The 23,807-nt window shown below is 68.4% G+C and carries 24 protein-coding genes and 1 pseudogene; 8 read left to right on the top strand and 17 right to left on the bottom strand.

The genetic code is table 11. The annotated features are described in order from the left end of the window. Positions 1 to 677: 677 nt before the first annotated feature. The gene (locus ACFWU9_RS05875; RefSeq protein ID WP_384315132.1) at positions 678 to 2,333 is read right to left on the bottom strand and encodes a hypothetical protein; all 1,656 of its coding nucleotides are present in this window, start codon (positions 2,331 to 2,333) and stop codon (positions 678 to 680) included. 245 nt (positions 2,334 to 2,578) lie between these two features. Here ACFWU9_RS05875 and ACFWU9_RS05870 point away from each other — a divergent pair, with 245 nt between their 5' ends. Beyond that, a complete protein-coding gene (locus ACFWU9_RS05870; protein WP_384315131.1) occupies positions 2,579 to 2,746 on the top strand; it encodes a hypothetical protein in 168 nt (55 codons plus the stop codon). Positions 2,747 to 3,087: 341 nt separating this feature from the next. Here ACFWU9_RS05870 and ACFWU9_RS05865 read toward each other — a convergent pair whose 3' ends face one another. Then, positions 3,088 to 3,393 (bottom strand): hypothetical protein, encoded by a 306-nt coding sequence (locus ACFWU9_RS05865; protein WP_384315130.1) that lies wholly within the window; start codon positions 3,391 to 3,393, stop codon positions 3,088 to 3,090. A gap of 148 nt (positions 3,394 to 3,541) precedes the next feature. Between ACFWU9_RS05865 and ACFWU9_RS05860 the strand changes: the two genes are divergently transcribed. Together ACFWU9_RS05860 and ACFWU9_RS05855 are read left to right on the top strand one after the other, a co-directional pair. Further along, positions 3,542 to 3,910, top strand: coding sequence for a HEPN domain-containing protein (locus ACFWU9_RS05860; protein ID WP_384315129.1), 369 nt, complete (start codon positions 3,542 to 3,544; stop codon positions 3,908 to 3,910). Between the two features lie 140 nt (positions 3,911 to 4,050). Then, the gene (locus tag ACFWU9_RS05855; protein WP_384315128.1) at positions 4,051 to 5,025 is read left to right on the top strand and encodes a tyrosine-type recombinase/integrase; all 975 of its coding nucleotides are present in this window, start codon (positions 4,051 to 4,053) and stop codon (positions 5,023 to 5,025) included. A gap of 93 nt (positions 5,026 to 5,118) precedes the next feature. Here ACFWU9_RS05855 and ACFWU9_RS05850 read toward each other — a convergent pair whose 3' ends face one another. Both ACFWU9_RS05850 and ACFWU9_RS05845 read right to left on the bottom strand, forming a co-directional pair. Then, the gene (locus ACFWU9_RS05850; RefSeq protein ID WP_384315127.1) at positions 5,119 to 6,066 is read right to left on the bottom strand and encodes an alpha/beta hydrolase family protein; all 948 of its coding nucleotides are present in this window, start codon (positions 6,064 to 6,066) and stop codon (positions 5,119 to 5,121) included. A gap of 76 nt (positions 6,067 to 6,142) precedes the next feature. Continuing rightward, positions 6,143 to 6,883, bottom strand: a complete 741-nt coding sequence (locus tag ACFWU9_RS05845) for a TetR/AcrR family transcriptional regulator (protein WP_384315126.1) — start codon at positions 6,881 to 6,883, stop codon at positions 6,143 to 6,145. Between the two features lie 164 nt (positions 6,884 to 7,047). On the opposite strand from ACFWU9_RS05845, the gene ACFWU9_RS05840 reads away from it, so the two are divergent. The 3 genes from ACFWU9_RS05840 (at position 7,048) to ACFWU9_RS05830 (ending at position 9,379) form a co-directional block, all read left to right on the top strand. Continuing rightward, entirely contained in the window at positions 7,048 to 7,431 is a 384-nt protein-coding gene (locus tag ACFWU9_RS05840) for a hypothetical protein (protein ID WP_384315125.1), read from the top strand. 5 nt (positions 7,432 to 7,436) lie between these two features. Then, entirely contained in the window at positions 7,437 to 7,985 is a 549-nt protein-coding gene (locus tag ACFWU9_RS05835; RefSeq protein ID WP_384315124.1) for a hypothetical protein, read from the top strand. 1,166 nt (positions 7,986 to 9,151) lie between these two features. Further along, complete coding sequence (locus ACFWU9_RS05830) at positions 9,152 to 9,379, top strand: hypothetical protein (protein ID WP_384315123.1); 228 nt, start codon at positions 9,152 to 9,154, stop codon at positions 9,377 to 9,379. Positions 9,380 to 9,583: 204 nt separating this feature from the next. On the opposite strand, the gene ACFWU9_RS05825 is transcribed toward ACFWU9_RS05830, so the two are convergent. From ACFWU9_RS05825 to ispH, 6 genes are all read right to left on the bottom strand, one after another. After that, positions 9,584 to 9,727 (bottom strand): hypothetical protein, encoded by a 144-nt coding sequence (locus ACFWU9_RS05825; protein WP_384315122.1) that lies wholly within the window; start codon positions 9,725 to 9,727, stop codon positions 9,584 to 9,586. 106 nt (positions 9,728 to 9,833) lie between these two features. Continuing rightward, positions 9,834 to 10,823 carry a terpene synthase family protein gene (locus ACFWU9_RS05820; protein WP_384315121.1) on the bottom strand — a complete coding sequence of 330 codons (990 nt, stop codon included), beginning with the start codon at positions 10,821 to 10,823 and terminating at the stop codon, positions 9,834 to 9,836. 298 nt (positions 10,824 to 11,121) lie between these two features. Next, positions 11,122 to 12,210, bottom strand: coding sequence for a polyprenyl synthetase family protein (locus tag ACFWU9_RS05815; RefSeq protein WP_384315120.1), 1,089 nt, complete (start codon positions 12,208 to 12,210; stop codon positions 11,122 to 11,124). Continuing rightward, positions 12,207 to 13,349, bottom strand: a complete 1,143-nt coding sequence (ispG, locus tag ACFWU9_RS05810) for a flavodoxin-dependent (E)-4-hydroxy-3-methylbut-2-enyl-diphosphate synthase (protein ID WP_384315119.1) — start codon at positions 13,347 to 13,349, stop codon at positions 12,207 to 12,209. The genes ACFWU9_RS05815 and ispG overlap by 4 nt, the downstream gene beginning before the upstream one ends. Continuing rightward, a complete protein-coding gene (locus ACFWU9_RS05805) occupies positions 13,346 to 15,241 on the bottom strand; it encodes a 1-deoxy-D-xylulose-5-phosphate synthase (protein WP_384315118.1) in 1,896 nt (631 codons plus the stop codon). The genes ispG and ACFWU9_RS05805 overlap by 4 nt, the downstream gene beginning before the upstream one ends. Next, positions 15,238 to 16,512 (bottom strand): 4-hydroxy-3-methylbut-2-enyl diphosphate reductase, encoded by a 1,275-nt coding sequence (ispH, locus tag ACFWU9_RS05800; RefSeq protein WP_384315117.1) that lies wholly within the window; start codon positions 16,510 to 16,512, stop codon positions 15,238 to 15,240. The genes ACFWU9_RS05805 and ispH overlap by 4 nt, the downstream gene beginning before the upstream one ends. 873 nt (positions 16,513 to 17,385) lie before the next feature. Here ispH and ACFWU9_RS05795 point away from each other — a divergent pair. Both ACFWU9_RS05795 and ACFWU9_RS05790 read left to right on the top strand, forming a co-directional pair. Continuing rightward, positions 17,386 to 17,592 carry a hypothetical protein gene (locus ACFWU9_RS05795; protein ID WP_384315116.1) on the top strand — a complete coding sequence of 69 codons (207 nt, stop codon included), beginning with the start codon at positions 17,386 to 17,388 and terminating at the stop codon, positions 17,590 to 17,592. 358 nt (positions 17,593 to 17,950) lie between these two features. Continuing rightward, the gene (locus ACFWU9_RS05790) at positions 17,951 to 18,259 is read left to right on the top strand and encodes a hypothetical protein (protein WP_384315115.1); all 309 of its coding nucleotides are present in this window, start codon (positions 17,951 to 17,953) and stop codon (positions 18,257 to 18,259) included. A gap of 55 nt (positions 18,260 to 18,314) precedes the next feature. Here ACFWU9_RS05790 and ACFWU9_RS05785 read toward each other — a convergent pair whose 3' ends face one another. The 7 genes and pseudogenes from ACFWU9_RS05785 to ACFWU9_RS05755 all read right to left on the bottom strand — a co-directional run bounded on the left by ACFWU9_RS05785 (position 18,315) and on the right by ACFWU9_RS05755 (position 23,429). Then, the gene (locus ACFWU9_RS05785; RefSeq protein ID WP_384315114.1) at positions 18,315 to 18,878 is read right to left on the bottom strand and encodes an HAD domain-containing protein; all 564 of its coding nucleotides are present in this window, start codon (positions 18,876 to 18,878) and stop codon (positions 18,315 to 18,317) included. Positions 18,879 to 19,002: 124 nt separating this feature from the next. Beyond that, positions 19,003 to 19,446, bottom strand: a complete 444-nt coding sequence (locus ACFWU9_RS05780; RefSeq protein ID WP_384315113.1) for a hypothetical protein — start codon at positions 19,444 to 19,446, stop codon at positions 19,003 to 19,005. 75 nt (positions 19,447 to 19,521) lie between these two features. After that, positions 19,522 to 20,187, bottom strand: coding sequence for an integrase (locus tag ACFWU9_RS05775; RefSeq protein ID WP_384315112.1), 666 nt, complete (start codon positions 20,185 to 20,187; stop codon positions 19,522 to 19,524). Positions 20,188 to 20,211: 24 nt separating this feature from the next. Then, positions 20,212 to 20,640 (bottom strand): hypothetical protein, encoded by a 429-nt coding sequence (locus ACFWU9_RS05770; protein WP_384315111.1) that lies wholly within the window; start codon positions 20,638 to 20,640, stop codon positions 20,212 to 20,214. An 806-nt stretch (positions 20,641 to 21,446) separates the two neighbouring features. Beyond that, entirely contained in the window at positions 21,447 to 22,469 is a 1,023-nt protein-coding gene (locus ACFWU9_RS05765) for an iron-containing redox enzyme family protein (RefSeq protein WP_384315110.1), read from the bottom strand. A gap of 95 nt (positions 22,470 to 22,564) precedes the next feature. Next, a pseudogene (locus ACFWU9_RS05760) lies at positions 22,565 to 22,762 on the bottom strand (CDGSH iron-sulfur domain-containing protein); the annotation flags it as partial. Continuing rightward, entirely contained in the window at positions 22,743 to 23,429 is a 687-nt protein-coding gene (locus tag ACFWU9_RS05755; protein WP_384315109.1) for a HemK2/MTQ2 family protein methyltransferase, read from the bottom strand. The gene ACFWU9_RS05755 and the pseudogene ACFWU9_RS05760, both read right to left, overlap by 20 nt. Between the last annotated feature and the right edge of the window lie 378 nt (positions 23,430 to 23,807).

Raw genomic sequence — 23,807 nt, 5'->3', positions numbered from 1 at the left:
GACCTGTCCGAGGCGTGCGACCACGACGCGCGACTTGACAGCCTCCCGTCCGAAAGTGTCCGAGAGCTTTGACTTCCCGGTGGTCCAGGCAGCACTCTCTTGCACGTGAGCCGTCCGGTGCTTGGAGGGTTCGATCGGGCCGCGAACCCGATCCTGCGTGACTCAGATCACACATACGTAAGGCCCGTGCCATCGGCACGGGCCTTACGTATGTCCGGTGACGCTCTCAGCACCCCTCAGCGGAAGCCGACGACCATGGGGCTTCGCGGCGTCCACTTACACGCGCGGCAGTCATTGCGCGGAGAACCCCAAGTACACGCGGGTGAGGATCCGGATGGTGAGAGTCGAGCGTCGTCGCGATGAAAGCCGCCCCGCACGTCAAAAGCGGGCTGATCAGCCTCGCATCGAAGCTGCGACGCCGGCGGCGGAGACTAGCGACGCCGAAGCCTCCGTTCCCCTCACGGTCGTCGGCGCTGGCGGTGGCGGGGTTGCTGGGGGCAGGTCCCGCTTCGGGTTGCGAGACCGTGACGGGGCGGCGCAGGTCGACGGCGAGTCCGTCCGGAATGAGCACGTCGGTCTGGTCCGGGAGCGGCGTGTCCCAGCTGGGCTTCACCACGCTCGCAACCTGCGCCGGATCGGTCGGACGGGCCGGTCGGCGACCTGACGCAACAGACTGGCTACTCCGTTACGTCGAAGTATCCGCTGAAGTCGTTGCCCTCAGACTCCGACGGACCGGCCGCGCTGAAGGCGTAGTAATAGATTCCTGGCTCGATGAACGTGGGGGCAGGGGTGACGCACTTCTCCGGGGTGATCCGGAAATCCCAGTCGAACGTCATCTTGAGGGGACTGAATCTGTCGAACTTCGCCCAGCGGTCTGGGAAAACCAGGTTGGCATCGAGATCGTCTTCATTGCACAACTGAGAGTTCCAGTAACCGTCCTTGGCCGGGCGCGGCTCGATTCCCTCATAAGCATCGCCATCGACTCGGTACACATTGAGGTGGTTCAGCGCCCGGTTGAAGTTGTACCGGCACGCCTCGCCGTCCGCGTGCCTGAGTATCACTTCAAGACCGACTTCCTGCCCGAGTTGCGCAGGGGCGTGAGGAGTGGTCCGCGCTGATGCGCTGAACGTTCCCGGCGAGGCGACGCTGCACCGTGGCAGTTCCATGATCTCAGGGGTGTTGATCTCCACGTCGCCAATGTCGACGACCGGATCCCTGCCGACATCGGTCGGCAGGGTGTCCCGTTTGTCGTCAGCTATGTGCTGCCCGGCGGTACTGCCGCTGGGTCCCGGCTTCCGCAGTCCACCGCCGGGAGTGTCGGAGCTGAGGCCCCAGACGGCGCCTCCGGTGAAGAGGGAGACGAGGGCTGCCGTGGCCATCCATGTGCGGGCCCTCGGCGCCGTGCGTCGCCACGGGGGCACTGTCAGCATCGTGCGTCGCCCCGCAGCCGGCGGCTCCCCGCCGGGCTCCGTGGCCCTGTTGTCCACCGCATCCATGCTGATGGGCGGGTTGTCCAGTGGACTACCAGCGCCCATCTCCTCGGCCAAGTGATCCAGATGCCGGGTCCCGTCGTCGATCCGCTCTGAGACTTGGCGCAGCACTTGGTCGATGGCTTCTGCGTTCGCGTCCTGACCGAACTGGTCGTCGGGGAGGGCCAGAGTGCCCGCCGGGCCCTCGCCCGGACCGTGGGGACGCACCGCGTGCAGCTCCTCTTCGAGCGCGGCGGCGCGCGCCCGTGCCTGCCCGATAAGCACTTCGGCTCGGTTCCGTTCTGCCAGAACCCGCGCCAGTTCGGCCTCGGCACTGGCGCGCTGGCTTTCGCTCCTGGCCAGCCGGGCCTCAAGGTCGGCCAGGGCGGTTTCGCCGTACGGTTCCACATGTTCCCGCTGCCCGGTCAGATGTTCGGCCTTATGGGAAAGGGTCACCACAATGCCCAGAAGGAAGCTCGCGAGCTTTTCAGCGTCGCGGCGGGCCTTCTCCAGCTTGGCGATGCGGTCCCATGCCTGTGTCAGTTGCCATGAGGTCTCCACCGTGTGCTGCTGAAGCCGCGCCACTTCCTCCGCGCTCGCACCAGGTTGGCCCGGCGCGAGTGACGTGGGCGCCTGGCTGGCCTTCTTCCACGTCGGCCGTACGGAGTTCAGCAGGCGCTTTCGCTCGGTGTGGTCGGCCGAGCAGGCGTCCGCCACCGCCTCGATGAACGGCCAGTCCTTATCCAGGCCCCGGCCCTGTAAGCGGCTCGACACCGTGCTCTTGCCGGGGACATTCCCGTCCCGGAAATGCTCCTTGGTCAGCATGCGCTGCAATTCGTCGAGGGTGAGTCCGGCGGTCTTCACCCACGACCGCAGCTCCGAGGCGACCTCGTTGATCTCCCGGGAAGCCCCCCTCAGCTCTCCGTACCCTCGTCCAGGACGCTCACCTGTCACTACCCGGCCCCCCTCTTCGTCGATGCGAGGGGCCCTGGCGACACCCTCATCCAGTAAATCCAGCGGACAACATGGATCCGTAGATCAAGCTCCCGGCCCGGGACACGGTGGTCTCAACGCCACCAGGCGCCGATGACCGAGAGAAGGAAGACATCATGCCCCGCCCGCCCCGAGCCCCGCACACCCCCAACTGGCCCTACGTCGTCCTCACCGTGCTCCTCGTCGCCATCAGCAGCGGCTGGACACCCGCCGACATCAAGATCCTCGGCGTGCTCCTGCTCCCCCTCATCGCGGTCGCCTACGCAACCCACCGCCAGGACTGACCCCAGCCCCGAGGTGCCGGACTCCGGGAGTACCGGAGTCCGGCACCCGGGCCGGTACGCGGAACGCCCCGACCGGCCGTTCCGCGTCACCAGGGGCGCAGCGGCGCAACGACGGCAGCCAGGGAGGGCCACCGCCCGCAGCGGCCGGGACGGCGACAGGCCCGGTCCGCGCCCTCTGAAAGCGGTGCGGGCCAAGACGGCCAGGGACAACCACCCCGTGTCCGTTTACGCCTTGACCACACCTTGACTTGGTGGTTTGTCCGTGATCCACACCGCGGCGCGATCGGCGCTGTGTCAGCGCCCGAGCCGGACGGAGTGCCACCTGCGAGGGCTTCGGCTGATCATCCCCCAGCTCCTCCATCCGACCGACTGAGCTGGTACGCCACCGGCGCGGTGCTGGACAGGCCGACCAGGTCGCCGGTCTGCCGCAGTGACGGTCCTTCTCCGTGCTCCGCGATCCAGCCCCGGACCGTCCGCAGGATCTGCACCTGCCGCTCCGTCGGCACCCCGCTCCCGCTCATCCCGCCACGCGTCTGCCCGCCGGGTCCCCCACGCGCCGCAGCGGCGACAGCGGCGGCGAGGATCCCGGGGCGCTCCGGTGCCGGCTGCTGCGTGTCGGTGTCGGTGTCGGTCGTATGAACAGGCAAGCCGTGCGGCCTTGTGGACAGATTCCTGCGCCCGCACAGGCCGACGGTCGGGTCGAACGGCCATTTTCCTCAAGGCGGCCACGTGGTCGTTCGATTAGGCGACGCAGACGAGATCCCGAAACCTCGGACGGACCGTATGGTCCAGCCCATGCATGCCGAACAGCTCAAGACCTCGTCAAAGAAGTGGATGAGCGCAGCGCTCGCGGCGTTCTCCCAGGGACCTGAGTCATACGACTTCGCGGTTCACCACGCCGGGATCGCCGCGGAGCACCTTCTCAAGGCTTACCTCGTGACCCTGGATCCGGCCCTGATAGCCGACCCACGGCATCTCGACTCGCTTTTACATGCCACGGGCCACGGCGCCTACGCGTCCGTCCCCGTGAGTCAGACGAAGACCATCGGCCTGATGGAGGCTCATAACCGAGTCCTTCGGATCCTTCGCACCAAGATCCGGGGGTTGAGGAACTTCCGAACGAAAACCGGCGCTAAGCCTGCGTCGGCTCTGGTGGGCAGCTGACGAGGTGTCGGCGACCGGACGGTCTGAAGTCATCCCGCAGATAACACCCCAATATCTGCGGTAGGTTGATCCGTCACCTGCGGTGAGGTTCTCCGGGCGCTATGTGAAGCGGCCCTATTATCTGCGGCGAGGAGGAAGCGGTGCCCATCGTCGTACAGCTTCCGGCCTGGAAGGCGTTGACTGTCCGCGCGGCGACCGACGTCTTCCTCGACTCGCTCGGCAACCCGAACACGGTCCGCAACTACGGGATCGGGGTGGGCAAGACCGCCGAGCGGCTCGGCGAGGCCCGACCGATGGCGGCCGTCGCGGACGACGAGATCGGCGAGGCCCTGGAACTTCTTTGGGGCACTGCGGCAGTGAACACGAGGAACTCCCGCAGGGCGGGGGTGCTGTCCTGGCTCGGGTGGTGCCGTGAGCGAGGCTACGAGGGGCCGATGGTCCCCGCCTGGGCGAAACGGCTGGCGGTGCCGGACTCCGAGACCCCGGCCCGATCGAAGATGGCGATCGACCGGCTGATCGCGCGGCGTGAGGTGCACCTGCGGGAGAAGACGCTGTGGCGGATGCTCTACGAGACCGCCGGGCGGGCGGAGGAGATCCTCGGCGTGAACATCGAGGAACTGGACTTCGCTGGGCGCCGCTGCCCAGTCAAGGCGAAGAGCGCGCGGAGCAAGGCCCGCCGCCGGGGCCAGTCTCGTGAGGACTTCGTGCTGGAGACCGTGTACTGGGATGCCGGCACCGCCAGGCTGTTGCCGCAGCTGCTGAAGGGTCGCACCCGCGGGCCGGTGTTCGTTACCCATCGAAAGCCCGGCCCTGGCAAGGTCGTCAGCTCGCGCGACGTCTGCCCCGATACCGGGTTCGCCCGGCTGTCGTACGGGCGGGCCCGTGCCCTGCTCGACGAGCACACGGCCCTGCGCGGGCCGGGCACGGGCTGGGACCTGCACGAGTACCGCCACTCTGCCCTGACCCACCTCGGTGAGGTTGGGGCGAGCCTGCTGATGCTGATGGCGAAGTCGCGACACAAGAAGACGGAGAACGTCCGCCGCTACTTCAAGCCGTCCCCGGAGGCGATCGCCGAAGTCACCAGCCTGCTCGCGCCCGGCGACAGCCGCCGCTGAGCGCTGGCTTGCGCCTCGCGTCGCTGGGGGCGGGCCAAGACGTTACCGGCGTGGCCCGCCCCCTTTCTGATGCGGCCGATGGGGAGGCTGGGGCTACTTCATGTGGGTGGCGAACCAGTCCAGCATTTCCTTGGGCTCGCGCTGGAAGTGCAGGTAGCCGTCCCAGCGGGCGGTGGTTCCGTGGACCCAGACGAGTTTCTTGTCCTCGGTCGGGATGTTGTCGAACATCGCCTGGATGTCGTCGGGGCGAGTCAGCAGGTCGTCGTGGACCTGGTAGAGGAAGGTGGGGATGGTGACGCTTTTGGCGGCCTCGACCGGCGACATCTCCGAGAAGGGGAAGCTGACGATCCGGCGGACCTTTTCCTCCAGCTCGGCGATGCGCTCGGGCAGGCCCAGCATCTCCAGGGTGCGCTGCATGGTCACGCCGACCGACAGTGGCTGCGGGGAAACGATGCAGCGCACGCCTTCGAAATGCTCGGGGTACATCTGCATGGCGAACATGGTCGCGTTTGAGCCCTGGCATCGGCTGAACAGACCGATGGTCATGTCCTTGAGGTCTTCGCGGGCGCGCGCGTACTGCAGAGAGCCGACGACGTCGCGGGCTTCGAAGCGGCCGCCGCTGCCGATGCCGCCGTTGCCGGTTCCGCTGTGGCCGAGGTTGCGCATGTCGTAGGTGAGGACGTTGTATCCGGCCTCGTGCAGGATGCGGTAGTCAGGCACGAAGTCGACCTCGAAGTCGTTGCCGGTGCTTGCCCCGATCGACTTCCAGGGCTCCAGGTGGGCGGGGAAACCGTAGCGGTTGAACCACAGGGGATGGTTGGCGATGATCAGCTTGTCCGATCCACCACAGGGGATGTACCAGGCTTCCAGCGGCACGCCGTCCATGGAGGGGAAAGACACCTCCTGATAGGCCAGGCCGTAGTCGCCCGGGGTCTTGAGGATCGGCGAGCGCATGGGGTGGCCGAAGCCTTGCGCGACGCCGTCCAAGATCCGCTGGATCTCCTCTTCCCTGTGGGCCTGTTCCTGGTGGATGGTGCTCATGTGCTCTTCTTTCATGTCGAGTCCGCAGGTCGGGGAAACCTGCCGATGATGTGGCCAGTCGCCCCGGAGGGCGCCGTCAGGACGGGGCGCCGCCTGCCATGGGGCCGGGGACGGACAACCGGGCCAGCCATTCGCGCAACAGCGTGGCTTCCGAGGCACGTAGCGTGCCGACGGAGCCGTGCGGCATCTCTGCTTCCAGCCGCGCGGCAGCTCGCGCGAGCCGCGGCGTCACCGAAGCGGCCCCAGGGATGACCGGCGGGCTGATGACGGCCGCGGTGACGGCGTCACGCACGAGTGCTGACAGGTGGTCGCCGGCTGCCGCGCGGGTGCGGATCAGATGCAACGTGACCCCTACCGCGGCCGAGGCCACCATGTCCGCGGCCGTCCCGATCGGCATGCGCAGCCGTCCGGCTCGCTCCAGGTCGCGCATCATCGCCACGAGAACCGCGTGGGCGTTATCCGCCGGAGTCGTACCGCCGCCTATCGGGCGGCCGTACATGATGTTGTAGAGCGCGGGGTTGGTCACCCCGAACTCCACGTGCACGTCCCAGCCGCGAAGAAAGTCCTCGACCGGATCCCCGGTCGTCTCCAGGGCCTGCTTGCGGGTCAGGTAGCGGCTGAACCTGTCCGCCGCCACCTCTCGCAGCAGTCCGTCCTTGTCGCCGAAGTGGTGGTACAAGGTCGGCGCCGTGACGCCGGCCGCTTCACACACCTCGCGGGTCGAGAACTCCCCACTGGCCGACGCCGCCAGAAGATCGGCGGCCGCGTCGATGATCAGCGCACGGGTTCGCTGGGCCGATGAAGCTTCCTTCGTCATGTAGTGATGATACATCAAATTACTCCGGAAGCCCGCATAATACCTATCGACGCTATACGAGGTCCAGGGTCCGTTCGCCGGCACGCCTAGGCGGAACGGCACATCCCGCCCAGGTCTGTGTGTCGCACACCCACCCCAATTCGAACAGGCATACTATTCTAGCCATGGCCGAGTACGACTTCCCCGACGACCTCCGTGACGCCCAGCTGCGCCTTCACCAGGCCAGCGCCGCCTACCGGGCGCTGTGCCAGGCCCTGCCCTGGTCCGTCGAACCATCGCCCGGCTGGGAGGGCGACAAGCAGCCCTACAGCGAGCGCCGGGCCTCCATGGCCCCCAGCCCCGGCTACACCGATCAGCAGAAGACGGACGAAGCCCGGCTGCGCGGCGAGGTCCTTCAGCTCTCCCTCACCGTCTCCACGCACCCGTACTGGAAGACCCTGGAGACCGGCACCGTCGTCGAGGCACGGATGACGCTCAAGCACGTCCACGACCAGGACCCGGCGCTCCGCGGTGCCGGCCCCGGCGGACAACCGCCTCAGACCGCCTGACACGGATGACTCACACGCCGCGCGGACAGGACACACCTCACCGCAGCACCCCCACTGGCGCGCTGCCGCCGCTGCGGGTGCTGCTGCCGGACGGCCGCGTCACCGGGCGCCTTGTCCGCCGCTGGCAGACCAGCACCGGCGGCTGGGTCTACCGGATAGCGCTGCGCGGCTGGAGCTCCCGCGCCGCCACCACCGGGCACGATCTCGCCGAAGACCTGATCGAAATCGATGCCCCCGGGACGCACGTCCGGCCTCTTCCCGGTGTCTCCTACGACGGCGTGCCGGCCCTGCGCACGTCCAGGGCTCCCGCGCCGCCGCCCGACGCCGAACCTCCCGCCGACAGCCCGCAGGGGTGGATCGGCGAGCGACTCCGGGCCGCCCCGGGCGACCCAGACGGAAAAGGGCGCGGGGTGCGTTTCCATATCCCCGGCTGCTGGGCCATCAAAGGTCCTACGGGCGGCACTCTCACCACGGCACAGGCACGCCAGATGGTCCGGACAGATCCGATCGCCCAGGCCTGCGACGCGCACAAGGAACTGACCGGCGACGCATAACCCGGCGTCGCCCGGCTCGTGGTGCGAGCCGGGCGGGGCCGGGTGAGGATCGGGGTACGGGCGGGTAGTGCGCGCCCGTCTTGTTCTCCCTACTGGCGGCTTGGCCGCCGTACGGCCACGGAGGGTCGCATGCCGTCAGCCATCTGGTCAGGGGCCATCAGCTTCGGCCTCGTCACTTCTCTGAACTAAGCCCTGTGCGGGCGCCATCACATCGAGCCCGCCTGCCGGGATGCCGCACGGTCCTGGGCGCTTTCGCCGAGTAGCGGCTCTCCGGTCCTGCGGGGCCCGGTGGGACGGCGTGACGTGGAACCTGTACTGCGCCTGCACTCGTGCCCTCTGACGGCGGCTCCTCCGGCCCGCGTCACGCCCCCGGACTTGCCTCCCGGAACCCAGCACCTGGCTCACCATCTGTAGACGCGGGCTGCGGCGATCCTCGTGATCTTCCTTCCCCGGACGACTTCCAAGATCCCCGACACCTGCGAACTCGTCGTCGCCGGGCCGTGGTCTCGCGGCCCTGGGGCGACGCTCCTGTTGCGGTGTCAGGGAAGGGGGTGTCGGGCACGCTTGGGGGGCGGCAGCATGACGGGGAAGGGAACGGATGCGCACGGGGATACGGAAGAGCGCCGTCCTGGGCACGGTGGCGGCCGTGGCCGTGGTGCTGTCCGGCTGTGACGGAGGCGGAGACAGCGAGGAAGAGCGCACGGACAGGGCCCTGAAGGCCGTCCTCAAGGAGTACGGACCCCGCTTCGAGCAGCGGCGTACCGCGCTCGCCGCCGCCGCTTCGCGTCTGCCCAAGGGCAGCCGCGTCAAGGACTCGTGCAGCAGGGAGCTGGACCCGAGGCCGGACTTCCTGCCCTTCGATCACAAGAACCTCGTCGTCGACAGCTACAACAGCCCAGACCGGGGAGGGAACGTCGACATCGTGCCGGCGGGCGAGGCCGCCGCCCCCGAGAAGATCACGGACAATCCCGACTCGGCGCTGGGCAGGTTCGCCGTCGCGCCGGGGTGGCTCGTCCGCGGCCTGTGGATCACGGGCCCACAGGGCCCGTTGGGCACCAGCCGCTTCAAGGTGACCTCCCAATACGGCTACGAGCCGTACAAAGGGGTCGAAGAGGATCCCGCCGCGCGGCTTCGGCCTGCACAAGCGCTACGCCGTCCTGTTCCGTGTGACGACCTACGGCGAACCCGAACGGCCGGCGGACGAAGCCGCCGTCGTCAAGGCGGACGTGTTCCTCGCCGACCTGGAGAAGGGCGACATCCCCTGCCGGCTCACGGCATCCGGCGAACCGCTCTTCGTGAACGGGCACTGGTACTCGACCGCGCCGTACAAGGACATGCAGACATCATTCCAGTCCGACATCCGGACCAAACTGACCGCCATGGACCGCAGTTGACCCCAGCCCCCCGGAGGGCAGGCGACACGGTCATCGCGCTGTATGTCAGTGCGCGGTACACCCCCGGGGCGCGCAGGGCACCCTGCTCTGCCGGCCCCGGGGGGTCTGTCCGGTCCCGGACGGCGCGCGTGCTTACGCCGGCAGGTAGTGCACGGTCCACTTCTGCATGTGTTCGAAGGTGTTCTCCGGGGCCGGGGACATGAATCAGGAGCGGGCAAAGCCCTGGTCCAGGGCGTTGCCCGGGTACTTCTTGCTCTCGATGAGGAAGTAGTCGGACTGCGCCTTGTTCAGCGTCCAGTCCAGCGCGGGGTGCTCGGCCCCGGGAAGGTCGTAGGTGCACGTCGCCATCCTGACGGTGCCCTTGTCGATCGCCTTGAGGGGCTGGGTCCGGTCCTGCGCCTGTTACATCACGGCCCTGCGCTCGCATAGCTATGGTGAACCCGCGAGGTTGAATTCAGGATGTAACGGTGGTTCGGTCTGCATAGAGACGCCATGTCCCCTCCGTCATTCCGCTCCATCGGCCCTCACCTAGGTAGCGGGGGGAGAGGACCTGCCAGGCGACGGTACCAGCCATTTGGTCGACGACTGCGGCAATTACCGTTCGCGCAGTGGGATCAGCGGCAGTCTGGAGTTCGAGGACTCGCCGCTCGGCTTGTAGGGCGAGTCCGTGGATGTGGGTGACGGCTTGCTGGAGGTCGGCCCCAGTCTCATGCATATAGAGACTGACAAAGTTGCAGGGGTCGCGGCCCAATAGCACTTCTTTGCGATAGGAGATGATGTCGTTGATATATACGGCATTCCAAACGGCTGCATCGACCACCTCTTCCAATCCGGGGGTCGCGTAAGGGCTCGCGTCTATGGCGAGAGCGTACTCACACAACAAATAGGACCAGTACATTCCGCTACTCCCGGGGCGAGCCTTCACGTAGGTCGGTATGTCCCGGCGCGCACGTCCAGTCCTGATTTCGTCCTCGGCGGCGAAGCCGCTGATCATGTCGTTCATCAAGTTGACGAAGCGGTCCCACTGTGCGGGTGGCATCTTCGATTCAATGGTCCTTGCGATGGGTGTGATTATGTCGAATGGCGTGCCTGTGGCATGCCCCAGGACGGCTTCACGCATCGTGGGATAGACGGATTCATCGCCAATGGCGGATCCGTTGGTGCACAGGTCGTCCAGTGCGAACCAGGTGATTACCCAGTCCCCAATGTCTGCCAGCCTGTCCGGAAGTCCATCCGGATAATGCAGGGCCAGGTACAGTCCGTGCTCCTGTCGGGTGAAATTTCGGAAACTGGATTCAGTGGGGAACAGGTGTCGAACCTTTTCATAGAATTGACTGGTTCGCCCCTCAAGCCAGTGAAGGTGAGGGCTGCATTTAGGTTGTACGTAACGGAAGAACGGGCCCAGGGTGAACGCGCCCAGTACCGGTTGCTCGATAGCAGTCACAACAGTTCCCTTTCATTTCTCCCCGTATCAGGGTGCGGGTGGTTGGCGTACAGAAAGTTGCGCTGAGATTGATCTTGCTGGAGACCCCGCGGCTCGCGGGGGAGGTGGCGCCGCCGGCGGCTTCCCGGCGGTTTCTGAAAGTGGTCAGCCCCGTCACTGCGACCAGGGGACGGCGGGTTCAGGTGCCGAATCGAAAAGCATTGCCGCGGAGTTGGTGAAGTGGAACGACGTGACCGGATCGGTCTTGGTGCCCATCCGGTTCACGTCGGTGGTTGGGCTTGCCGAGGGTGTGGAGTGCTCAGGTGTGCCTGCGGACAGCGCGGTCGGCCAGGTCCCGCAGGTGGCGGGCGGACGCGGGCTCTAGAGGGATGGTGTGAAGGTGGTGGAGGGCCTGTCCGTGCCGTTCGGTGATCATGGTTTCGACGCGCTGGACGGCACCGGTGGCGGTGATGATGCTGCGGGCGGTGGCGGCCTGGTCGTGGGTGAGGCCGCGGTGGCCAAGGAGGTGCCGGAGCTGGTCGGCCTGGGTGCGGGTGGCGTGGCGCAGTGCGAGGGCGATGAGGACGGTTGCTTTGCCTTCGCGTAGGTCGTCGAGTGCGGGTTTGCCGGTGCGGGCGGGGTCGCCGAAGACGCCGAGGAGGTCGTCGCGGAGCTGGAAGGCTTCGCCGAGAGGGATGGCGAACGCGGACAGGGAGTCGAGCAGGCTCTGTTCGGCGCCCGCGAGGGCGGCACCGATGTGCAAGGGGCGTTCGATGGTGTATTTGGCGGTTTTGTAGCGGCAGATGGCCAGCGCCCGGCCGACATCGACGCCAGGGGTGCCGGTCGCGGTGACGTCGAGGTACTGGCCGTACATGACCTCGGTGCGCATGGCGTCAAGCAGGGGCAGGACGTCGGTGACCTGCTTGTGGCTGAGGCCAGCGGTGTGGAGGAGTTCGTCGGACCAGGCGAGGGCGAGGTCGCCGATGAGGACGGCGGCGCCGGCGCCGAGCCGGCTGGCGGCGGCGGGCGTACGGCCGGGGGCGTGGCGGGCGGCGAGGGCACGGTGGACGGTGGGATGTCCGCGGCGGGTGTCGGAGCGGTCCATGACGTCGTCGTGGATCAGGCAGAAGGCGTGGAACATCTCCAGGCTGGCGGCGGCCCGGGTCACGGGGAGCGGGAGGCCCCGCCCCCCGGCGGCACGCCAGCCGGTCAGGCAGAGCAGGGGGCGGATGCGTTTGCCGCCGGCCGCCAGGAAGTCCGCCAGGAGCACGGTCACTTCGCCCGGCAACCTCTGCCGGGCGGCGGCACGGGCCTTGCCGGTGAGAAAGCCGTCGAGTATCCGGTCGATGTCGGCGCGGGCCCGGTCCAGGTCGGCGCCGTCGGGCTGGGCTGGGGCTGTGGTGGTCATGAGGGGTCCTGTGGCGGTGGCGGAGTGTCCTGGGGAGACGGTTCGTCGGTGAGGCGGAGGGCTTCGTCGAGGAGGGTCTCGACGATCCTGTGTTCGGGGACGGTGGTGATGACCTGGCCCTTGCGGAAGATCTGGCCCTTGCCATTGCCGCAGGAGACGCCGAGGTCGGCTTCGCGGGCCTCGCCTGGGCCGTTGACGACGCAGCCCATGACGGCGATGCGCAGGGGGTGTGGGAAGCCGTCGAAGGCCGCCTCGACACGGGAGGCCAGTTGGTGGATGTCGACCTGGAGACGTCCGCAGCCGGGGCAGGAGACGATCTCCAGCTTGCGGGGGCGCAGTCCGAGCGAGGACAGGATGTGGCAGCCCGCCTTGACCTGCTCGATGGGTGGGGCGGAGAGGGAGACACGGATGGTGTCGCCCAGTCCTTCGCCGAGGAGGATCCCGAAGGCGACCGCGGATTTGATCGCTCCCTGGAAGGCCGGACCGGCCTCGGTGACGCCGAGGTGCAGGGGGTAGTCGCACGAGCGGGCGAGGAGCCGGTTCGCGGCGATCATCGTGGCGGGGTCGTGGTGTTTGACGGCGATCTTCAGATCCCGGAAGCCGTGCTCCTCGAAGAGGGAGCACTCCCACAGGGCGGACTCCACCAGGGCCTCGGAAGTCGCCCGGCCGTGTTTGGCCAGGAGCCGGGGATCGAGGGAACCGGCGTTGACCCCGATCCGGATCGGCACCCCCGCTGCGGCGGCGGCCTTCGCGATCTCGCCCACCCGGTCGTCGAACTTGCGGATGTTGCCGGGGTTGACCCGCACCGCGGCGCAGCCCGCGTCGAGGGCGGCGAAGACGTAGCGGGGCTGGAAGTGGATGTCCGCGATCACCGGCAGCTTCGACCTCGCGACGATGCGGGGAAGGGCGTCGGCGTCGTCCTGGGAGGGGACGGCGACCCGGACGATGTCGCAGCCGGCGGCGGTGATCTCGGCGATCTGCTGGAGAGTGGCGTCCACATCGGCGGTCACGGTGGTGGTCATCGTCTGGACCGAGACCGGTGCGCCGCCGCCCACCAGGACATCGCCGACGTGGAGTTGGCGGGTACGGCGGCGCACCGGAGTGCTGGGGAGGGCGGGCAGGCCGAGGTCGGTGGTCATCGGGTCCTGCCTTCCCGCTCGGGCTGGTCGGACTGTTTGGGCTGCGCGGGTCGCTCCGGCCGCTCGGTGTGGTGCGGGAGCCCCGCGCGGGCCCGGAGTACGGCGTGGACAATGCCCCGGCGGTCAAGGCCCGCTGCGCTGAGCAGGTCGGTGCGGGTGGCGTGGGGGATGAAGCGGTCGGGCAGGCCCAGGACGTGGGTGCGGACGGTGCTTCCGCTGTCGGTGAGCGTCCGGGCGACGGCCGTTCCGATGCCGCTGGTGCGGATGCCGTCCTCGACGGTGACCACCAGGCGGTGACGTGCGGCGAGTTCGGTGAGCTGGTACGGGACGGGCAGGGCCCAGCGGGGGTCGGCGACGGTGCAGCCGATGCCCCGGCGGTCGAGATAGGCGGCGGCTTCGACGGCCGCTCCGGCCAGCGGGCCGGCGGCGACCAGCAGGACGTCCCGGACTCCGGAGCGGAACAGGATGTCGACGGGACCGTGGCGTTCCAGCGCCGCGATGTCCTCCCCGGCGGCGCCTTTGGGGAAGCGCAGGGCGGTGGGTCCGGCGTGGTGGGTGACGGCCTCGGCGAGGAGTTCCCGCAGTTGTGCGGCGTCTCGGGGAACGGCGACCCGCATGCCGGGAACGGCGCCCAGGAGCGCCAGGTCCCACATGCCGTGGTGTGAGGGGCCGTCGGGGCCGGTGATCCCGGCCCGGTCCAGAACGAACGTCACGGGCAGACCGTGCAGCGCCACATCCATCAGGACCTGGTCGAACGCCCGGCTGAGGAAGGTCGCGTAGATGGCGACGACGGGGTGGAAACCCTCCATGGCCAGCCCGGCCGCCGACGTGACCGCGTGCTGTTCGGCGATCCCGACGTCGAAGACACGCTCCGGGAACTTCTCCCGCATAAGGTGCAAGCCGGTCGGCCGCAGCATCGACGCGGTGACCGCCACCACCTTGGGGTGTTCGGCCGCCACCGTCACGAGTTCATCGGCGAACATGCCTGTCCACGGCCGTCCCGAGCCCGAGCCCTTGGCCGCTCGGGCGGGACGGCCGGTGGACGGGTCCACGACACCGACCGCGTGCAGGCAGTCCGCCTCATCGCCCTCCGCGGGCGGGTAACCGCGGCCCTTGACCGTCACCACGTGCACAACCGCCGGACGATCCAGCGCCCGCGCCCGGCGAAGCGCGTCCTCGACGGCGGACGGGTCATGCCCGTTGACGGGACCAAGGTAAGCGAGTTGCAGCTCGGTGAACAGGTTCCGCAGCTCGTCCCCCGTCGTGCCCTCCGGCCGTTTCAGTGCGCTCAGATGCTCGGCGAGGGCGCCGGTGGTGGGGTCGTAGGAGCGGCCGTTGTCGTTGAGTACCACGATCACCGGGCGTCCAGGGGCGCCGCCGATGTTGTTCAGAGCCTCCCAGGCCATTCCGCCGGTGAGAGCCCCGTCGCCAATGACAGCCACGACCGCGCGGCCGCTTTCCCCGCTGAGAGCAAGTGCCTTCGCCAGGCCGTCCGCATAGGAGAGCGCGGTCGAGGCGTGGGAGTTCTCCACCAGGTCGTGGGGCGATTCGGCCCGCGACGGGTACCCCGACAGACCGCCAGCCTGACGCAGCGATCCGAACGCGTTGCCACGGCCCGTCAGCAGCTTGTGGACGTACGCCTGGTGGCCGGTGTCGAAGACGATCGTGTCCCGGGGCGAGTCGAACACCCGGTGCAGCGCCAGCGTCAGCTCCACCACCCCCAGGTTCGGTCCCAGATGACCGCCCGTCGCACACACCTTCTCCACCAGGAACGCCCTGATCTCGGCGGCCAGTTCGCCCAGCCGTTCCCGGGGCACGGCCTTCAGGGCCCCGGGGGTGTCGGCCTGCGCCAGCAGCGGGAAACGGGTGGGAGAAGTGCTGACGGGGCTCATCGGTTCTTCCTCACTGCCGCGGGCGGTGCGAAGTAGGTGTCCTCGGTCGTGGTGTTGTCTTCCTGCACGGCGAGAGGCCCCAGCCCGGCCAGGGCCGAGAGGGTCTCCTGGACCAGGGCGGGCGGGGCGGACGCCCCGGCGCTGAGGCCGATGGTGGCCACGTCCCGCAGCCAGTCGGGCCGGATGCGGGAGGGGTCCTCGATCAGATGAGCCCGAGTGCCCGCCGTACGGGCCAGTTCCACCAGCCGGACCGAGTTGGAGGAGTTGTCCGAGCCGAGGACCAGGACGAGGTCGGCCTGCGCGGTGATGGCGCTCAGGGCGTTCTGGCGGTTGGTGGTGGCGTAACAGATGTCCTCCGAGCCCGGACCGCGCGCCTGGGGGAACCGCTCCTTGAGCGCGGCGATCGTCGCCCGCGTCTCGTCCACGGCGAGCGTGGTCTGTGTCAGGTACGTGATGTTCGACGGGTCCGGCAGATCCAGGCCGGCGATGTCCTGCGGACCGCCGACGACAACGGTGGCGTCGGGCGCTTCGCCGTAGGTACCCTCGACCTCCTCGTGGCCCGCGTGGCCGATGAGGACGATGCTGCTGCCGCGGTCGGCGAAACGACGCGCCTCCGCGTGGACCTTCGTCACCAGCGGACACGTCGCGTCCACCACCGTCAGGTCCCTGCGCTCCGCCTCCGCACGGACCTGCGGGGAGACACCGTGGGCGGAGAACACCACCAGAGACCCCGCGGGAACCTCGTCCAGTTCCTCCACGAACACCGCCCCGCGCTCGGTCAGATCCGCGATGACATGGGTGTTGTGGACGATCTGTTTCCGTACGAACACCCGCAGCCCACCGGGCGCGTGCTCCTGCTCCAGCAGAGCCTCCACAACGTCGATCGCCCGCTCCACCCCCGCGCAGAACGATCGCGGAGAGGCCAGTAGGACCGTCCTGGGCCGCATGACCCCCGCCCAGGAGTCCACAGCTCCCTCCGCCACCGAAACCAGACGTACGTCCGACGCCGCCACCAGCACGGCCACCCCGCCGGGACTCTCGGCACCGGGGGCCTGACCGGACGCGCACGCGCTCACGGCGGTGCGGGCGACAGCGGCCTGGAAATCACTGTCCAGCCCGTCGCTCAGCAACCGGACCGGACCCGTCACCACCGGATGCCCGACGGAGCTCAGCGCGCCCGCGACCATCGGCGCCGCGGCGCACGCCATGACACGCCCGTCGGGCCACAACAACTCGTCAGCGACCAGGACTTGACCGGCTGGAAGCGCCACCCCCGGAATCGTGACCGGGTACCAGCACACGGAAGACGGAGACATACGTGTCCACCTCGCTCTCGGTATGGGAGATCAGCATCAGGAAGCGCTGCGTGCCCAGAGACAGCCGGCACACCGGCAAGGGGTGAGCACCCGATCGCGATGGGTACCGCACATCCAGTACATCCACCGAAGTCCCCTTCTGTGCAGGGGTATTGGTGCGCATATGTGCTGCACGTGCCGCAACCTTGCGCCCTTGTGAAACAAGGCGTATCCGGGTCACCTCCGGCCAACGCTCAGAACCCGGGGGGCGATGTCTTCCAAGCGACCCAACACAGGGCTCGCACAGCTTCTTGAAGAAGCGGAATGGAACGCGACCCAGCTCGCCCACGCCATCTCCCTGGTCGGGTCAGAACACGGTCACAGCCAGACCGTGCACCGCACGACAGTGACGCGCCGGCTCACGGGCACCCGCCCTCGTCCGCCCCACGCCCACGCCCACCTACATCCTGAAAGCACTGTCCCGCCGCCTCGACAGACCCCCGTCGACCGGCGACGCCGGACTGACCCGCGCACCCGCCCGCACACCGGACTGACCCTGAGCGGCAGCCCCCGTGTGACATCCGGCCAGGCTCACCAGCAACCAACCAGACCCCAATCGGGGCACGTATGCGGGGCGGGGTTCGAACACCTCGGTGACGCCGGGGCCGGCGCGGAGATGGCCACGGGGAGACTCTTCAATCGGTTCGGCGGGCATCCGCAGCCCGGCGCCGATGCCTTCCCACGCCGGTGCCCACGAGGCACACCGGCGTGGATCGCACAAGCGCCGGGGCGGCTCGTCCCGTGTGCCCCGACCTTCGTCTCCGGGCCTCGACTGCCTCCATCAGGTCCGTGGGCCAGGTGGGCAGGCCGAGGTCCACCGGTCTGCCGGTGGTCGCGGTGTCGAATCTGGTCGAGCTTGGCCCGGGCGCTGGCAAGGCTGACCTGAAGCCCTTCGATCTCGCCGAGCCAGCCCTCTTTCTCCGCTTCGGTGATGCGGGCAACGAGGTTGTCGCCGATCTCGACCAGCCGGCTGCGCTGGGTGGGGTCGGGGCGTAAGAGGGAGCAGCGGACGCAGGCTTATCCGAACTGATCTTGAAGCGGATCTCGGGGACAGCGATCTCGCGCGTTGACCGTGAGTGACCGTAGCGAACTGTGTGATGTTGCGGCGTTCGGCGTGTCGCGGACGGCCTGTTGTCGGCAGGCTTTGGTCAGCAGACCCCATTCCCAAGCATGAGCGGCAGCCGCAGGCGCGAGCCGTAGGGGGCAAGCGCGCTCGTCAGGGCCGTGGGGTCGACCCGGTCTGGTCCCGAAGCGCCCACCGGTGAGATGATGGCTAGCATGACGATCATCAGAAAGGCCGATGCCGCGTAGACGGCCTGGCCGCGTCCGTACCGAGCTTCCGCGCCGGCCTCGGATGCAAGACGACATCACGACCATCCATGGTCTGTCCTCGGCAGCGCTCGCTGAAGTTCGACGGATAGAGCGTCAGAAGAAGGACCGGTGGCCGGGCTCGATCGGGTCGGCCATGGTGCGCTGGAGAAGCTTCGTCCACCAGCCGAACCGTCGCTTGTGGGAATACGAGAGCGGCGGCTGCACGGAATGGGCCTGCTGCGGAGACCCTTGGCAGGCCCGTGAGCACCTCGAAGCGGTGATGCTGGCGATGTCCCGACGACGGGCGCGAGAACTCCGCAATCTTGTCGATGCTCTGGACAGACGCTACTGATGCGCGACGGGGCGGCCCGTGTTCGTGTCGCGGGCGGCCTGGTTTCCGAGCAGTTTCAAGAAGCGCTGTCCGGCGGGTGTGTCGCGTGAATCTTGTGCAACCACTTGTTGAGAGCGCTGTAGTCCAGGTTGGTGAGGCCCCGGCGGGGGTCGACGCGATGGAGGAGGGCATGTCCTTGGTGGTGGGCGGACACCCAGGCCCGATCGATGTCCGTGATCTCATCGTCGACCCAGGCGAACGAGCGCCCGGCTGCCCAGTTGACCAGAGTGCGGGTCTTCCAGTGCAGTCCGGCCCGCTCGGCCTGTTCGTCTTCGTCGGTGGGCTCCGGCCAGATCACCACTGTCAGCTGCGGCAGGCCGATCCGTGGTGCGATGCACTCATTCGCGTCGGCCGTCCAGGTCGTGGCCCAAACGAGATCGCACGGTAGCGCCGTCAATCGTGGCCCATGCTCGGGATCGATCCTGGCCAGAAGAGGATTCGAGCCGGCTCTCTGTGCTTCGGTACCTGCCTGATACGTCGGGTGTCCGTCCGGATACTCCTGCGGCGCCGTCCCGAACGGAATGAGCGGACCGTCGACATCGAGGAAGAGCAGGGGGCGCTGTGCAGCAGAACCGGTCACGGCTGCACGATAGCGGCTCTGTCAGGGAGTTGGCCGGGGGCTGATCCAGGAAGGGAGGCCACGTCCGGAGATGTTCTGGCCCCTTGTCAATCGTCACCCAGCGCGAGCAGGATCACGAAGTGCTCTACGGTGCTTCCGGCAACGACGACATCGATGCCGTGCCGGGTGACGGGCGTCCACGCACGGCCGTTGCCCATGTCCTCCGTGTTCGTGACCCAGCTCGCGCCTGGGCAAGGAGCTTCGCCACCCGCGTGGCCACCCGCTCCGCGTGATCGCGGTCTCGGAGATGGTGCCGCGAGTAGACGAGGTCGAAGGCCGACAGGTTGGTCATCAGCGCGATGGCGCCGGCCGCTTCGACGGGCTCAAGCGCCGCCTCGATCTCGCGAGCGGAGGCAGGGCCGACGGCGCCCGCGACGGCCTGATGCGCCCAGTCGGCCTGCGCGACCCTGACGAGGTCGAACACTTGCTCCGCGATGGTGACCTCCGATACCGCGCCCCACTTGGCGTAGACGTGACTCGAACTGGCCAGTGAGCCCAGCAGCGGCGCGATTTCCTCCAAGATCTCCATCCGGGCATCCTGCCAGGCCCCACTCCACAAGAGGACCTCCATTTTGCGGGCCGGAGAGGGGAAACGTATCGGCGCTCAGCCCTCCAGATCGGTGCTGCTTCGTCCGGCATCGCGGCGGAAGTCGGGCATGCCGAGGTGGACGGCGGACGGTTGCGCTGCACGCGCGCGCATGGTTTCCAGCTTCTGGGCGGCGGCGGCCATGGTGGTCTCGATGGCGGCGACTTCGCCGAGCCAGCCCTGGTCCTTGGCCTCCTGGAGGCGGTCAACAAGGTTGGCGTGGATCTCCTGGAGGCGTGGCATCTGGGCTGGGTCAACGAGCAGTAGGGGGCATCTGACACAGGCGTTTTCATGCTGGCACGGGGTCGCGTAATCGCGACCGCAGGTTCCCAGGGCGACCTTGCGAAGTTCGAAGTGGGCGAGGAACTCGTCCCACTCGGTGGTGGTGAGCTCGCGGTACTCCTCGCTGGGCCGCTCGGTTCTGCGACGGGCGATGAAGGCCCGGTGATGGGAGATCACGTCCTCCGGGTAGATCGCGGCATAGCCCATAGTCGTGTCCAAAGCGGCGTGTCCGCAGATCTTCGCGGCGATGTGCGGGGGCAGTCCGGAGCGGATGGCGTCGGTGATGAAGATGCGGCGGAAGTCGTGGGGGGGGGCGAAGTCCAGGGGCTGGCCGGTGGAGTCGGTCAGGCCGAGGAAAGTGAGGACTTCGCCGAGTGCGTTGCGGATGAACTCGCCGCTCATGCGGGACCCCTCGCCGCTGCGGTCTCACTGGAACAGCAAAGGTGCGGGCGGGTTCCAGACGCGTTCTTCGTAGTCGTAGTCGGACAGGAGCGGGATGGTGCCGGTCGCCGGGTCGCGGACGCGGCGGATGACCGTGGCCAGGACGTCGGCGAGTTCGGGGCTGACGAGCAGGACGCGTTCCTGGTCCGTTTTGGACGGGGCGATCTGGAGGAGCGGGACGGTCTCGCCAGTGGTGGGCAGGCGGTACTGGATCATCGCGTGGTGGCTGAGTTCCAGCATCTCCTCGATGCGGATACCGGTGTGGCGAAGGACTTCCACCGCGGCCCAGGCGAAGAACGCCCGGTGTTCGGCGATGTCGAAGTAGTGGAGGGCTCCGTCCTGGACGCGGGCGGCGGCGGAGGCGGGTACGCGCGGAGATGCTGACCCACTATCCGACGGGGATCCCCGTGGCACTGCCCGGCGAGCGACTCACCTTTGAGGTTCTGACGCACCTGTGAGACGGCATGAAGGCCGGGATAGCCGTGCCGGACGCTGTGGACACAGAGATCGGGAGCGTGCGCGTCGTCGTTGAGGAGTGAGACCAGCGCTGGCGAGCAGGCAGCACAGAATCGGGCGGCTGTCCTCGCTCCTCGCCGAAAGGGACCGCGGCGCCGGACCACAGCGGCACCGCGAACAAACCGAAGGCGAACCCCATGTACGAACTGAACCCGCCCGGGCCGCACTTCGACATGCCGGGCCGCCGCTCGCCGCCCCGTCGAGCCGCACCAGAACAGCGGAGTCTCGTAGAAAATCGAATGCCGCGCCTTGATGACGAAAAGTGAGTCGCCCGCCAGCCGTACGGGTTCGGCCAGACCGGCGTGCGGGACGGCCAGGGCCGTTCCGAGGATGTCACCGTGGCGCGAGCGCCACGTCGGCCAGGTCCGGTTGGATGTGGGCCACGGGCACCGCACGGCTCCGGGCTTCGCCAACCGGACGCCCGACCCGGGGCACCGCCTCCCCCGCGGACGGACACGAGCAGATCAGCATCGGCAAGGTAGTAGGTGTTGATCACGCCGATGCCGATCAGCGCGGACCACCCCACACCTCTCATGATCACCCGACCCTCCCGACCGTGCCCGTCGACACCGCCCAACCGAACGGCCCGCCGGACCGAGCGTGCCGGTCGCAGGAAGGCGTGTGGGCCACTTGTGCCGGGTGGGGGCGAAGACGCCGTGGCCGTTCCCCGTGTCCGTCAAATGCTATTCCATCTGTCCAGGCTGTCAGAGCGGGATGCGCAGGCTGGAGTGGCCCGCGTGCCAGGCGGTGAGCGTGCGGTCCCCGATGCGGGCGTCCAGCAGATCGGTGGCCCCGATACCGAAAGCCACATCCGCCTCCAGCCACGGCTCGTCCTCCAGCAGCCCGCCGACGACATCACGGCGCACCACCTGCTCGTGGACGGCGTCGGCCTCCACGTGCTCGGCGTAGAAGTGCACCGCCGCCTCACCCGCGTCCACCCGGCGCATCGCCTCTGCCAGCCGGCGGGACGCCGGCGAGGACGTCACCTCGACCGCGGCGAAATGCCCCACCAGAGCCCCGCGCAGAGCGCGGTGCAGACCGAACATCGACATCAGGTTGACGCTCGCCAGCATGTCGCCCGCCGCGGCGTCCACATACCGGCCGTACGTCGTGTCCAGAGCGAGATCCGTCATCAGGTCGGCGAAGAGCCGCGAATGCATCCGGTCGGCCCGCCCACCGCCGTACTCGTCGAACTCCACCGCGACCATGGCCGCCTTCGCCCTGCCCCGCAACCGCGGGACCACCCAGACGTGCGGATCGGCCTCCTTCAGGTGATACAGCGAACGCTGCGCGGCGTACTCACGCAGCTGCCACAGCTCACCCTCGTCCCGGAGAAAATGCGAAAGCCCCGTCGCGTGCGCCGGCTCGGCCAGAATCCTCTCCAACGCCTCCCCGGCACCGCGCGGACGGCCCCCGGTGTCCGCGCGCAGCGCGTCCAGGAAACGGCGTTCCAGCACCGACCGCAGCCCCAGCAGTCCCGGATCCCACTCCCAGGCGGCGTCAACACCCCGGAACCCGCGGTAGTGCAGTTCGTAACAGACATAGAGCGCCAGATGCAGATCCTCACCATAAGGATCACACCCCTCCGCCACGCCCTCCGGCGCCAGCAGGCTCCTCCCGTCAGGACGCCCTCGCAGCGCACAGAGAACCCTGTCACTGAGCTCGCCCCGGCCCGCGGGCAGAACCGGCTCACCCGGCCGGACACCGGTCGGTTCCGCCTGCCTCACTCGTGCCCCTCCCCTCTGCTTCCAGCGGCACCGGTATCACCGGCACCGCTCGAATTGCGCGTACGGCCCGAACCGGTCCGCCGCTCCCCCGGATCCCTGGGCCCGCGACGGTGACTCGTATCGCACCAGGGATACGTCCGGCTGCGCCGGCAGGCACACACGGCCACGACGAACCGGTCCGAACGCACCGCGCTCCCGTCGTCCAGCGTCACTTCCACCGGCCCCTCCACCAGGAACGGCCCCTCACGTGTCGGAGAGATACGGCAGGGCCCCTCACGCGGCGCGTTCGGCACGGATGATCACCAGCTCTTCCTTCTCGTCACCAGGTGCGATAAGACCGCGGTCCAGCAGCCACTGTCTGCGCGAGGCCAGTACCGGGCCGAAAGGCACGAGGCGGCGGTCCGTCACCCCGGCCGGCAGACCCGCGCGCTCCAGCCGCTCCAGGGTGTCGTGTACCCCGCACAGCGCCGACTGGACAAGAAGCAGCACCCCGCCGGGACGGAGCAGCCCGGCCGTACCGTCGCACAGCCGGTCGATGAACAGGCGTCCGTCGTGACCCGCGTCCCACGCCCTGGCCGGGCCACGGAGAGGCGGCCCGGCACAAGGCGCGGGCACGTACGGCGGATTGCTGAGGATGAGATCAAACCGCCTGCCGGCGGCAGGGGCCAGAAGATCGCCACGGACGGCTTCGACCCGCAGCCCGGCGAGCACCGCGTTCAGACGGGTGGTCAGAACAGCACCCCGGGCACGGTCCACAGCCGTCACCCGAGCACCCCGCCGCGCCGCGGCGAGAGCGAGAAAACCAGAACCCGTCCCAACATCCAGAACAGCCGACCCGAAACCGACCGCCTCCCGTTCCAGGGCATCACGCAACAACAGCGTGTCTTCCTGCGGCCCATAAACACCGCGCGGCAGCATCACACGACCGCCCGCGCCGTACGTACTGATCAGACCGAGCATCGACTCACCTCATCACTTCGCGGTCCCACAACGTCCGGGCTTCCGGGGCCGTGGGGCCTTCGGCCGAGCCGTTGCGGGGAATGGGTCCCGTTCCGCGGCAGAAAAGGGGGGCGCACACCACACGGAGCGCGTACGCCACACCTGTCACCGCCCTCCTGTGCCCCCGAAAGCGGCTTTGAGCACCGCGCGGCCCTCATGCGTCGCAGGTCACACGCCAAGGTGCGACCGCGCCAGCCTGTGAAGCACCGCTTCTCCGTCGCCGCCGCATGTCCTTGAGGCCCTCATGCGCGTACACCCGCGGAGCGGCACAGATATGGCCGGGAGCAGGGGCGGCAGGCTTCAACTCCACGGCACGGGGCACCCGCAGGACCGGTGTGA

The organism is Streptomyces sp. NPDC058653 (genome assembly GCF_042716895.1).
Lineage (GTDB): Bacteria > Actinomycetota > Actinomycetes > Streptomycetales > Streptomycetaceae > Streptomyces.
The sequence above is the reverse complement of the archived record's forward strand: the minus strand, read 5'-3'. Positions and strand labels throughout refer to the sequence as shown.

Coding starts and splice junctions, on each gene's coding strand:
- ACFWU9_RS05790 (WP_384315115.1), top strand. CDS start 17,951: ATGCAAGACGACATCACGACCATCCATGGTCTGTCCTCGGCAGCGCTC.
- ACFWU9_RS05815 (WP_384315120.1), bottom strand. CDS start 12,210: ATGACCACCACAGCCCCAGCCCAGCCCGACGGCGCCGACCTGGACCGG.
- ACFWU9_RS05840 (WP_384315125.1), top strand. CDS start 7,048: ATGGCCGAGTACGACTTCCCCGACGACCTCCGTGACGCCCAGCTGCGC.
- ACFWU9_RS05845 (WP_384315126.1), bottom strand. CDS start 6,883: ATGACGAAGGAAGCTTCATCGGCCCAGCGAACCCGTGCGCTGATCATC.
- ACFWU9_RS05860 (WP_384315129.1), top strand. CDS start 3,542: ATGCATGCCGAACAGCTCAAGACCTCGTCAAAGAAGTGGATGAGCGCA.
- ACFWU9_RS05835 (WP_384315124.1), top strand. CDS start 7,437: ATGACTCACACGCCGCGCGGACAGGACACACCTCACCGCAGCACCCCC.
- ACFWU9_RS05775 (WP_384315112.1), bottom strand. CDS start 20,187: ATGAGCGGCGAGTTCATCCGCAACGCACTCGGCGAAGTCCTCACTTTC.
- ACFWU9_RS05825 (WP_384315122.1), bottom strand. CDS start 9,727: ATGGCGACGTGCACCTACGACCTTCCCGGGGCCGAGCACCCCGCGCTG.
- ACFWU9_RS05780 (WP_384315113.1), bottom strand. CDS start 19,446: ATGGAGATCTTGGAGGAAATCGCGCCGCTGCTGGGCTCACTGGCCAGT.
- ACFWU9_RS05870 (WP_384315131.1), top strand. CDS start 2,579: ATGCCCCGCCCGCCCCGAGCCCCGCACACCCCCAACTGGCCCTACGTC.
- ACFWU9_RS05850 (WP_384315127.1), bottom strand. CDS start 6,066: ATGAGCACCATCCACCAGGAACAGGCCCACAGGGAAGAGGAGATCCAG.
- ACFWU9_RS05755 (WP_384315109.1), bottom strand. CDS start 23,429: ATGCTCGGTCTGATCAGTACGTACGGCGCGGGCGGTCGTGTGATGCTG.
- ACFWU9_RS05805 (WP_384315118.1), bottom strand. CDS start 15,241: ATGAGCCCCGTCAGCACTTCTCCCACCCGTTTCCCGCTGCTGGCGCAG.
- ispG (WP_384315119.1), bottom strand. CDS start 13,349: ATGACCACCGACCTCGGCCTGCCCGCCCTCCCCAGCACTCCGGTGCGC.